Below are 10990 nucleotides of genomic sequence, written 5' to 3'. Positions count from 1 at the left end.
CAGCACCGGACATTACTGGACGTTACGGCACTCTTGAATGATGTAGTCGGCGCTCCTACGGCGCCGGAGAATGGGGCCGGAACCGGGTGAGGGTCTTCCCGGACCCGAAGACCGGCCTCTACCAGATGGAGTGGCGCGAGAACGGGCGAAGGCTCACCCGGTCGCTGAGACACCGCGACTGGATGAGGGCGAAGAGAGAGGCGGACGAGTTCGCCGCGGACTTCGTCGGCCCGGACCTGAACGGCAAGGCGGACGCCGAACCCGAGCCGCTCACGCTGGGAACGCTGTTTGACATTTACGGTGAAGAGGTGACGCCCGCGAAGGCGGAGCGGGTCCAGCGTCGGGACAGGGTCGCGACGGGGATGTTCCTCGACTTCCTCGGGCGGGACCGAAGGCCCGAGACCCTGTCCCAGCGAGACTGGGACCGATTCATCCGGGAGCGCCGAACGGGCCGCGTCGGACCGAGCGGCAAGCCGGTGGGCAACCGAACCGTCGAATGGGACTTGACGTTCCTGATGGCGGTGCTGAACTGGGCGGCGAGGTCGAAGGACGAGCAGGGCCGCCCGCTGCTCGACAGGAACCCGCTGAAGGGCCTCAAGAAGCCCAAGGAGAAGAACCCCACCCGGGTCGTTCTCACGGAAGAGGAGTACCAGGCGCTTCTCGGCGTCTCGCGGCAGGTCGGCTGGCGATTCCACGTCGCCCTCGTGCTCGCGCACGAGACCGGGCACCGGATCGGCGCGATTCGCAAGCTGCGGTGGTCTGATATCGACCTCGAAGGCGGGATGGTGAGGTGGCGAGCGCAGCACGAGAAGACGGGCTACGAACACGCCACGCCGCTGACCGACGATGCAATTGCGGTGTTGGAAGATGCGTGGAGGATGAGCGGCGGAAGCGGAAACGGTCTGGTGCTGCCCGCGCCGGGTCACTCCTCGCTGTGCCCCGGTCGCGACCTCGCGCTGAGATGGTGGCATAGAGCCGTGACCCTCGCGAGGCTCGAACCGAAGCGTGGCCGGGGCTGGCACTCGCTGCGGCGCAAGTTTGCCAGCGACCTGATGGACCAGCCGCTCAAGGTGCTCTGCGAACTTGGCGGGTGGAAGAATCCGCAGACGGTCCTGATCTGCTACCAGCACGCGAACACGGGACAACTCAGGAAGGCTCTGGACGCCCGCCGGAGGGTTCGCACCTGAGATCCCAATTGGCGGGAATCAATTAGCGGGAATCGAACCGGCGAGACTCCCAAGTCACACGCACACAACAGGATGCGTCTTCAACAGCGCATGTGGAAGAAGCTGTCGCGCGATGAGGAGTTGACCGCCGAGCAGGCCCGGCACCGCAGTCGTGCGTTCTCGGTGTTTGTGGATGGCGACGGGATGTACGTGGTGAAGGGACGGCTCGAGCCGGAGGTCGGTGCGGTGCTGATGCGGGCGATCGAGGCGGCGTCGGATGCGCTGTTCCGGGGCGAGGGTGATGCTCGAGACGGCGCGGGAAGTGGAAGGAGTGCCAGACGCGAGGCCAGCGACGCGCGCCCGGAGCCGAAGCAACGTCGAGCGGATGCCGTGGGGCTGCTGGCGGAGCGGGCGCTGGCGGCGGGGTTCGGGGATAGCGAGCCCGGCGACGATCCGCCGACTCAATCCCGCGAGGAACAGCGCGCTCAATTGGACATCGAGACGCCTGCCTCACCCCGCGTCGAGTCCGGCACCCGCGCCGAGCGCTACCAGGTCATGGTCCATTGCGATGCGGCAACGCTTGCGGCCGAAGGCGAGACGGGACGCTCGGGTGCAGGTTCACGGAGGCGCATCATGTTAAGCATTGGGCCGACGGGGGCGAGACGAGTCTCCGGAATACGCTGCTGCTCTGTCGGCGTCACCATCGCGCCGTTCACGAGGGCCGGATCAAGGTATCCGTAAACGGTGACGGGACGGTACTGTTCTTCACGCCGAAGGGAAGAATGCTGGTGGACGCGCCGAAGCGGGTTGAGCGCGCCGATCCGCTGAAGCGGCGCGGGTGTGCGGATACGCGGAAGCAGCGCGGCGCCCCGTCGACGCGTGAACATACCATGCTGTCAAACGGGGCTGCCCTCTATCGCGACTCCGACATCCCCTGGGAGATCGAAGCCGCAGCGCGGGAAGCCGTGGAGGGGTGATCCGCGGCCGTCGTAGCCCGCGCCTCTTCCTCGTCCCCCGGCGCCTCTTCCCATTCGTACTCGCGGTCGTGCACCTAGCGCTCGAACCACTCGAGGTGCACGTTGGCCTTGAAGAGCTGGTGCCGGAGTTCGGTCCAGCCGTGCCCCGCGCGCGGCGCTACGTATAGATGTGTCGGAACGCCGTTGTGCTTCAGCCCGCGGTACATCTCCACCGACTGCGGCATGGGCACGCGGGCGTCCTCTTCGCCCACGAGGAAGATCGTCGGCGTGCTCACCCGCCACACCTCGCGCAGCGGCGAGTCCTGCCAGTACTGGTCGACGGGCGCGTCCTCCTCCCAGGGGGTGCCGCCGAACCACGGGGTCCGGTATACGCGGATGTCGCTCTGGGCGTACATCGACACCCAGTTGGCGGCGCCCGCTCCGGAGGCGGCGGCTTTGAAGCGGTCGGTGTGGGTGATGATCTTGTTGGTCATGTGCCCGCCCGCGCTCCATCCCATCTTGGCCATGCGCGCGCCGTCCACGAGGCCTAGATCGATCAGGTGGTCCACCCCGGTCATCACGTCCAGGTGGGCCTGGTCGAAATAGTTGCCTACCATGTTGCGCAGGAAGTCGTCGCCGGACCCGGTGCTGCCCCGGTAGTTGGGCTTGAAGACGAAGTAGCCCATCCCGTTCAGGACCTGGACAAAGTTGCCCGCGGTCGAAAACTGGAACTTGTCGGACGCGGCGGGGCCGCCGTGGGTCTGCACCACCAGCGGATAGCGGGTGCCCTCCTCATAGTCCAGCGGATAGAAGAGCAGTCCCTCGACCTCGACGCCGTCCTCACCCTGCCAGCGGATGGCCTCCTGGCGCGGCTGCACGAAGTCCGCGGTGAGGTAGTCGAAGACGCGGGTCACGCGCTCGGGCGAGCCGTCGCCGGACATCACCCAAAGGTCGCCCCGGTTGTCCGCCCGGTTGAGCCCGAAGACGTGCGTGTCGAGCGCGGGCGCGTACTGCCAGTTGATGACCTGATGATCGCCCTGGGTCAACTGCGTCAGGCGCTCGCCTTCGATGTCCACGCGCATCAGCTCTTCGCGCACGCCCGTGTTGGCGCGGAAGAAGATGGCCTCGCCATCGCCCGACCAGGCGATGGCGTCCACCCCATGCGGCATGTCCGGGAGCAGCACGCGCGCCTCCCCGTCTCCGGATGCCGGGACGAGGAAGAGATTGTCGTTGTAATAGAAATCGAAGTCCTCGTTCGAGTCCGCGTGGAAGGCCACCCACTGGTTGTCCGGCGAGAGGCGCGCATTGTATTCCGGCACCGAGTTGCGGGTCAGCTGGCGGGCGTCGCTGCCATCGGAGCGCATCACCCAGACCTCGCGCCGGTCCACGCCCTCGAAGAGCGGCGATTCTCCGCGATGGAAGGCGATGTGGGTGCCGTCGCGCGAGAGCGAGTACCCGGTAACCGAATAGTCGCCTTCCGTGACCCGGCTCACCTCGCCGTCGTCCACGCTCGCGCGCCAGATGTGGAGTTGCTGATAGTTTTCGTCGAAGGCGAAGACGTCGTCCCCGGCGGCCCGCGCGGCCTGCTCCTCGTCCGACAGCTCGTCCGAGGCGACGAAGTAGATGCCGCTCCCGTCGGGGGCCCAGGTGATGCTCGAGACCGCCGTGGGGTGGTCGGTGAGGGCGTTCGCCTCTCCCCCCATGGCGTTCAGCAGGTAGATCCGGGTGTGCTCATCCTCGCCGCGCCGGGCCAGGAAGGCGATGCGGCTTCCGTCGGGCGACCAGCGCGGGCTCGTCTCCCCGTTCTCGCCGTTGGTGACCTGGATCAGGTTGCCGCCGTCCGCGTCCACCCTCCAGATGTGGGCGACGCTCCCGTTCTCCTCCCAGTCGGCGTCACGGCGCACGAAAAGCAGCCGGGTTCCGTCAGGGGAGATGCGCGGGTCGCCGAGCGTCGGCACTTCGATGAGGTCGACGATGGTCATCGGGCGCGGCACGGCGTCCGCATCCTGCGCCGAGAGGCCTGCCACCGGCCCCGTCAGGGCCAGAACCAGGGCCAGCGCCGCAAACGCGGGCCAGCGAGGAACGCGGCCCGGTGCCGGCCTTGTCCGGGAGTTGTCGTGCTCGTGCATTGGTCCTCCTGCGTCGCTCATACTCGTCTTCAAGACACTCATCCCCTCAACGGCTACAGTGCGCGGGATCCGAAGGGTTATGACCGGAATCCGGCTCGAGCCGTCCACTGCTTCCCTACTCGAAGTTCCCGGGCACCGCCTCGTGCATCTCCGCGGCCACGTCCTCGGCACTCCGGAAGCGCGCAAGATCCAGATCGAAATCCGGAGCGGTCCGGCGCCGGATCTTGCCGACCAGCTCGCGGACTTCCCGCGGCGCCATCCCCATTCCGCGCAGTTCCTCGAAGCTGAGCGATCCGCCACCTTGCCTTACCTCCAGCCCGCCATCCTCTCCCGGCGCGAGCAGCGTCGCCAGCGCCTCCAGCTCCATTCGGCTCAGCTTGTCGCCGCACACCTGGTAGTCGATCCAGGCCTCGAAGCTCATCGGGGCCACGCGCTTGAGCATCCCCGCCATCACCCGCCCGAACTCCTGGATCTCCCACTGGGCGTGATCGTCCACGCGAAGCGTGAGGAAGTGCAGCAGGTTGTGCAGGTCGATCTTCCAGTACCACTGCGTGTATGTCGACAGCGGCAAGTCGATTCGGGCCAGCTCGCGCGCGATATCCTGCTCGACCATCCACCCGTACGCCTGGGAAGCGGACTTGCGCACATCCTCCCATTGCCGGATCGCATCCCGATAGAGGCCCTTCGGAGCGGCATCCTCCTCCCTCCCCTGATTGTTGGAGGTGCTCTGGAGCGAGAAGTTCTCTCTATCGGGGCTGTAGAAGAGGAGCGGCATCAGGCTGTAGCGACCCGAATACTCGTTAATTGAGGCCGTCCGGTGCCGCACCCACTGGCGGGCCACGAACATCGGCATGGCGCAGTGGAACTTGAGCTCGACCATCTCGCTGGGCGTGGTGTGCAGATGCCGGCGCAGGTAGCGGATGAGCCCGCGGGTGGCGCTGCGCCTGCGGGTGCCGTAGCCGTAGCTGACCCGCGCGGCGTGCTCGATGCTCTCGTCGCTGCCCATGTAGTCGACCAGCGAGACGAAGCCGTGGTCGAGCACGGGATAGTAGAGTCCGAGGATCTCCTCGGCCTCGGGAGTGGTGGGACGCCTTGTTTCCATGCGCGTTCCGGCTAGGCTTTCTGAGGATGGACGATGACGGACAACTCCTCTGGAGGTTAAACCCGATGCCGTTCACTGCGATAGATCCCGCGACCGGCCAGCGCATCAGGGACTACCCGGAGATGTCGTCCGGCGACTACGCCCGCGCCGTTGCCGGCTGCCAGAACGCCTTCCTGGCCTGGCGCGACACCCCCATGGAGGAGCGGTCACGGCTGGTGGATAGCCTGGCGGCAATCCTGAGAGAGCGGCGCGAAGAGTTCGCCGAACTCATGACCCGCGAAATGGGGAAGCCCGTGCGCGAGGCGAGCGCGGAGATCGAAAAGTGCGCCATGGTGTGCGAGTTCTACGCCGAACAGGCCCCCGGCTACCTGGCTCCGCAACCGGTCGAAACTGAAGCCCGCCAGAGCTTCGTCACCTTCCAGCCGATCGGCATCGTCTTCGCCATCATGCCGTGGAACTACCCCTTCTGGCAGGTCTTCCGCTTCGCCGCGCCCAACCTGATGGCGGGGAACGGGACGCTCCTCAAGCACGCGCCCAACGTGCCGGGGTGCGGGCTGGCCATCGAGGGCATCTTCCGTGAGGCCGGCTTCCCCGACGACCTCTTCCGCGCGCTGCTCATCGACCACGACCGCGCCGCCGAGCTCATCGCCGACCCACGCGTGCGCGCGGTGACCCTAACGGGGAGTACGGTCGCCGGGAAGACGGTGGCCGCGACCGCTGCCGCCCACGTCAAGAAGTCCGTGCTGGAGCTGGGCGGCAACGACCCCTGCATCGTGCTCGAGGACGCCGATCTGGAGCTCGCCACGCGCCTGTGCGTGACCAGCCGCCTGATCAACGCCGGGCAGAGCTGCATCGCCGCCAAGCGCTGCATCGTGGTCGAGCCCGTGCTCGCCGAGCTGCGCGAGCGGGTCGTGGAGGCGATGGGCGCGGCGGCCTTCGGCGATCCCTTCGACGAGGCCAACCGCATCGGCCCGCTCGCGCGAGAGGATCTGCGCGACCGCCTGCACGACCAGGTGCGGGGAAGCGTCGAGGCGGGCGCGTCCCTGCTGGTGGGCGGTGAGGTGCCCGACCGGCCGGGCTGGTTCTATCCGCCCACGGTGCTGGCCGACGTGGGCCCGGGCATGCCCGCCTACGAGGAGGAGCTGTTCGGCCCGGTCGTATCCATCGTGCCGGTGGCGGACGAGCGCGAGGCCATCGCGGTGGCCAACGACACCCGCTACGGGCTGGGCGCCTCGGTCTTCACCCGCGACCTGGAGCGCGGGCGGCGCATCGCGGCCGAGGAGATCGACGCCGGCAACTGCTTCGTGAACGCCTTCGTGCGCTCCGACCCCCAGCTCCCCTTCGGCGGGGTCAAGGAAAGCGGCTACGGACGCGAACTCTCCCTCTTCGGCATCCACGAGTTCGTGAACGTGAAGTCGGTGTGGGTGGGTTGAGATAGCCCCTCAAAGACTCGCATATCCGGGACCGGCTCCGTATCTTGGCAAGTTGTGAAAGCGTGCCGGGCACTCCCGGCCAGCGACACCACGAAGGAGGTGATGACCGTGACCGAAGTCGAGATCATCCGCGACCGCGGTCCCCGCAACTACTCACGCCGCAAGTTCATCAAGGGCGTGATCGCGGCGGGCGCGACCGTCTCCGCGTCCAGCTACCTGTTCCGGGGTCCGGGCGTGTTGACCGCCGGCCAGGCCCGGGGCGGGGTGGAACGCCTCATGACGCTCACCGTCAACGGCCAGCAGCGGCGCGTCGACGTGCTCCCCTACGAGACGCTGGCGATGACGCTGCGTTACAAGCTCGGGCTGACCGGGACCAAGCTGGGGTGCGACCGCGCCGAGTGCGGGGCCTGCACCGTCCACATCGACGGAGTCACGCATTACTCCTGCTCGATGCTCACCCACCAGGTGCGCGGCCGTGAGATTCGCACCATCGAGGGGCTCGAGAGCCCCGACGGCGAGCTCCATCCCGTGCAGCAGGCGGTCATGGACGAGGGCGGGTTCCAGTGCGCCTTCTGCGCCCCCGGCTTCATCATGAGCATGGCGGCATTCGTCGAAGACAACCCGGGCGCCAGCCGCGCTCAATGTGCGCAGGCGCTCTCCGGCAACCTCTGCCGTTGCGGCGACTACAACAAGATCCTCGATTCGGCGGAGCGAGCCGTCGAGTTGATGGGCCAACGCGCCTGACGAACGGCCTTTTACGGAGGAGGATGAAATGGCCGAGAAGGCTATTGGACGAGACATCGCGCCCCCGGATCTGCGAGCCAAGATCACCGGCAGGGCCAGGTACGCCGAGGACTTCCGCGCGGAGGGCATGCTCTTCGCCAAGCTGCTGCTCTCCCCCATGCCCCACTGCCGCGTGCGCCGCATCGACGCGAGTGCGGCGCTGGCGATGGAGGGGGTGGTCGACATCCTGACCGCCGACGATCCGATGATGCCCGAGATCACCGGGGTCGGGGCCGAGGCCGCCCTGACCAACGAGCCGCTCTACGAGGGCGAGCCCGTGCTGGCGGTGGCTGCGGTTGACGAAACCACGGCGGCGGACGCCATCGAGGCGATCCGGGTCGACTTCGAGCCCCTGCCCTTCGTGGTGGACCCGCTCGACAGCCTGCGCCCGGGCGGCCCCAACGCGCGCCTGGACGGCAACATCCAGTGGCGCGAGGGCCAGACCCGCGAGATCCGCGAGTTCAAGTGGACCGACGACGACTACGACGCCGCGGGCCCCGACCGGCTGCCGATGGGCGAGCCGCAGGTGGAATGGAACGTCGGTGAAGTCGAGGACGGCTTCGCGGACGCGGATCTGGTGCTCGAGGAGACGCTGCTGCACCAGTCGCTGTCCCATCATCCGATGGAGCCGCGCAGCGTCATGGCGTACTGGCAGAACGGCAAGCTCTATCTGCACACCTCCACCCAGAGCACGGCGCGCACCCACGCAGGGCTGGCGAACCGCCTGGGTATGGAGCAGTCCGATGTCGTGCTCGTGACGGAGTACTGCGGGGGCGGATTCGGCAGCAAGATCTCCGGGGCGCCCATCAACGACGTGGCCGCGATCATGTCGCGCAAGACCGGGCGTCCGGTGATGCTGCGGATCAACCGCTACGAGGAGACGTACATCGGCCGGGCGCGCCCCGGGTTCCAGTCCTTCGCGAAGATGGGCTTCAGGAACGACGGGCGGGTCACCGCCATCGACCTCTACATCGTTCAGGACGCCGGTTCCTACGGCAGCTCCGGCGACTTCAACACCGCCGGGACGGTGGCGTCGCTCTGCTACCAGCCCGAGCACATGCGCTTCCGCGCGGTATCGGTGTACACCAACACCCCGCCCCGCTCGGCGCAGCGGGCTCCGGGCGGCGCCCAGATCGTGGCCATGCTCGAGCCCATCATCGACAAGGCAGCACGCGAACTCGGCATCGACCGGCTCGACATCCGACGGGTGAACGCCCCCGGACACGACGGCTGGCTCGGTCCCGCCCAGGGTTCGCTCTCGAGTTGCTTCGCGCGCGAGGCGCTGGATCTGGGAGCGGAGGTGTTCGGCTGGGAGGAAAGGACGCAGCTCAGCGCCACCCGCCGCGGCACCAAGTCCATCGGGGTCGGCATCGGCATCAGCCCCTTCGTGGGCGGGAGCCGAGGGATGGATGGCCTGCTGGTGATCCGTCCGGACGGAAGGCTCTACATCCACCAGGGCATCGGCAACCTGGGCACACACTCCATCGCCGACACCGCACGCGCCGCGTGCGACGTGCTGGGGATGGACTGGAACGACTGCGAGGTGGTGTGGGGCGACACCTCGCGCAACTTGCCGTGGAGTTCCAGCCAGTCGGGCAGTCAGACCACGCACGCTCATACCCGCTCCAACCACGCCGCGGCGCTGGACGCCAAGGCGAAGCTGCAGGAGATCGCGGCCGGGGCGCTGGGCGGGTCTCCCGATTCCTACGACTGCGCGGACGGGCGCGTCTTCCAGACCGCCAATCCCGGCCGCGGCATGACCTTCGCCGAGGCCGCCCGGCGCGCGATCGACATGGGCGGCAGGTACAGCGGACACGAACTGCCCGACGACCTCAACCCCATGACGGTGGCGTCCGCGACCAACCTCGCCGGCGAGGGCCTGATGGGCGTGGCCCGCGACAACTACGGCGGCGACGGCAGCATCTGGTCGTGGGTGATGGGCTTCGCCCAGGTGGAGGTCGACGTCGAGACCGGCCAGATCGACCTGACCGAGTACACCGGCGTCACCGACTGCGGCACCGTGCTGCACCCGCGCAGCCTGGCAGCGCAGATCCACGGGGGCGCCGTGCAGGGCTTCGGCCAGGCGCGCAGCCAGAAGTGGGTCTTCGACCCGCAGTGGGGCGTGGCCTTCGCCAAGCGCCTCTACACGGCCCGCCCGCCCGGCATTCTCGACGTTCCGCTGAGGATGAGGTGGGCCGCCGTCGACGAACCCGACCCGCAGACGCCGGTTGGCGCGAAGGGGATCGGGGAACCACCCATCGGGGCCGGGGCGGCAGCGATTGCTTCGGCGGTCGCGGACGCTCTCGGCGGCCAGTGCCTGTGCCGGACGCCGCTCACCACCGACGTGGTGCTCGCGGCGCTCACGGGCACCGAGCAGCCGTATCGTCCTCTCGAAACCCACGTGTAATCGGAGGCTCCGACCATGGCCGTCATTCGCGACATGATCCCGCCGTGCGAGCTCTTCCAGCCGGCGAGCATCGGCGACGCACTCAACCTGCTCGACCAGTACGGGGAAAACTCCTGGGTACTGGCGGGCGGACTCGACAGCTTCGACTGGTTCAAGGACCGCATCAAGCGCCCCGAAGCCATCGTGGACCTCGGGGGCATTGAAGAACTGAGCGGCATCCGCGCCGATGGTGACGGGCTCGTCATCGGGCCGATGACCTCCCTCACCGAGGTGGCAACCCATCCCGACATCGTCGGACGCTTCGGGTTGCTCGCCCAGGCCGCCGAGCACGTGGCCACGCCCCAGATCCGCAACCAGGGCACCCTCGGCGGCAACCTCGCCCAGGACACCCGCTGCTGGTACTACCGCGGCGGATGGCCCTGCTACCGCGCGGGCGGAAACATCTGTTACGCCTCCGCCCCCAAGGCCATGAACGCCGAGCACTGCGTCTTCGGCGCCAGCCGCTGCGTGGCGATCAATCCCTCGGACACCGCGCCCGCCACGATCGCGCTGGACGCGCAGATGGTGGTAACCAATTCGTCCGGCGAGACCGTGTACGACGCCGAGGATTTCTTCATCGGCCCCGGCATCGACATCGAGCGCATGACCGTCATGGAGCCCGGCGACCTGCTCACCGCGATCCGCATTCCGGGTACCTGGGCCGGCGCTGACTTCTACTTCGAGAAGATCCGCGACCGCCAGTCGTGGGACTTCTCGCTGGTCACCGTCGCATCGGCGATGCGCACCTCGGGCGGCACGATCCAGGACGCGCGCATCTCGGTCAACGGGGTCGCGCCCTACCCCATGCGGCTCGACGAGGCCGAGCGCGCGGTCATCGGCCAGGCGCCGACCGACGACATCGGCGTCGCAGCCGGTGACATCGCCATTCGCCGTGCCCAGCCGCTGCGCCACAACGCGTACAAGCTCCCGCTCATGAAGAATCTGGTGCGGCGAGCCGTGCGCGCGGAGGTGTAG

8 protein-coding genes and 2 pseudogenes are annotated in these 10990 nt (G+C 67.9%); 8 read left to right on the top strand and 2 right to left on the bottom strand.

Features of this window, described 5'->3' with window-relative positions; genetic code table 11:
- Nucleotides 1-86: 86 nt before the first annotated feature.
- The 4 genes and pseudogenes from OXU32_08395 to OXU32_08380 all read left to right on the top strand — a co-directional run bounded on the left by OXU32_08395 (nt 87) and on the right by OXU32_08380 (nt 2143).
- Nucleotides 87-1187, top strand: a complete 1101-nt coding sequence (locus OXU32_08395) for a tyrosine-type recombinase/integrase (GenBank protein MDE0073984.1) — start codon at nt 87-89, stop codon at nt 1185-1187.
- Nucleotides 1188-1259: 72 nt separating this feature from the next.
- Nucleotides 1260-1754, top strand: a pseudogene (locus OXU32_08390) (DUF222 domain-containing protein).
- Nucleotides 1730-1822: pseudogene (locus OXU32_08385) on the top strand (hypothetical protein). The pseudogenes OXU32_08390 and OXU32_08385 overlap by 25 nt, the downstream one beginning before the upstream one ends.
- 126 nt (nt 1823-1948) lie before the next feature.
- Nucleotides 1949-2143, top strand: a complete 195-nt coding sequence (locus OXU32_08380; protein MDE0073983.1) for a hypothetical protein — start codon at nt 1949-1951, stop codon at nt 2141-2143.
- A gap of 74 nt (nt 2144-2217) precedes the next feature.
- Here OXU32_08380 and OXU32_08375 read toward each other — a convergent pair whose 3' ends face one another.
- Both OXU32_08375 and thyX read right to left on the bottom strand, forming a co-directional pair.
- Nucleotides 2218-4251 (bottom strand): S9 family peptidase, encoded by a 2034-nt coding sequence (locus OXU32_08375; GenBank protein MDE0073982.1) that lies wholly within the window; start codon nt 4249-4251, stop codon nt 2218-2220.
- Nucleotides 4252-4366: 115 nt separating this feature from the next.
- Complete coding sequence (gene thyX / locus OXU32_08370) at nt 4367-5353, bottom strand: FAD-dependent thymidylate synthase (protein MDE0073981.1); 987 nt, start codon at nt 5351-5353, stop codon at nt 4367-4369.
- Nucleotides 5354-5418: 65 nt separating this feature from the next.
- On the opposite strand from thyX, the gene OXU32_08365 reads away from it, so the two are divergent.
- The 4 genes from OXU32_08365 (at nt 5419) to OXU32_08350 (ending at nt 10990) form a co-directional block, all read left to right on the top strand.
- Nucleotides 5419-6786, top strand: a complete 1368-nt coding sequence (locus OXU32_08365; GenBank protein ID MDE0073980.1) for an NAD-dependent succinate-semialdehyde dehydrogenase — start codon at nt 5419-5421, stop codon at nt 6784-6786.
- Between the two features lie 102 nt (nt 6787-6888).
- The gene (locus OXU32_08360) at nt 6889-7530 is read left to right on the top strand and encodes a (2Fe-2S)-binding protein (GenBank protein ID MDE0073979.1); all 642 of its coding nucleotides are present in this window, start codon (nt 6889-6891) and stop codon (nt 7528-7530) included.
- Between the two features lie 28 nt (nt 7531-7558).
- The gene (locus tag OXU32_08355) at nt 7559-9976 is read left to right on the top strand and encodes a xanthine dehydrogenase family protein molybdopterin-binding subunit (protein MDE0073978.1); all 2418 of its coding nucleotides are present in this window, start codon (nt 7559-7561) and stop codon (nt 9974-9976) included.
- 15 nt (nt 9977-9991) lie between these two features.
- A complete protein-coding gene (locus tag OXU32_08350) occupies nt 9992-10990 on the top strand; it encodes a xanthine dehydrogenase family protein subunit M (protein ID MDE0073977.1) in 999 nt (332 codons plus the stop codon).

This window comes from Gammaproteobacteria bacterium, assembly GCA_028819075.1.
Classification (GTDB): domain Bacteria; phylum Gemmatimonadota; class Gemmatimonadetes; order Longimicrobiales; family Gaopeijiaceae; genus BD2-11.
This window is presented reverse-complemented; position numbering and strand designations above follow the sequence as displayed.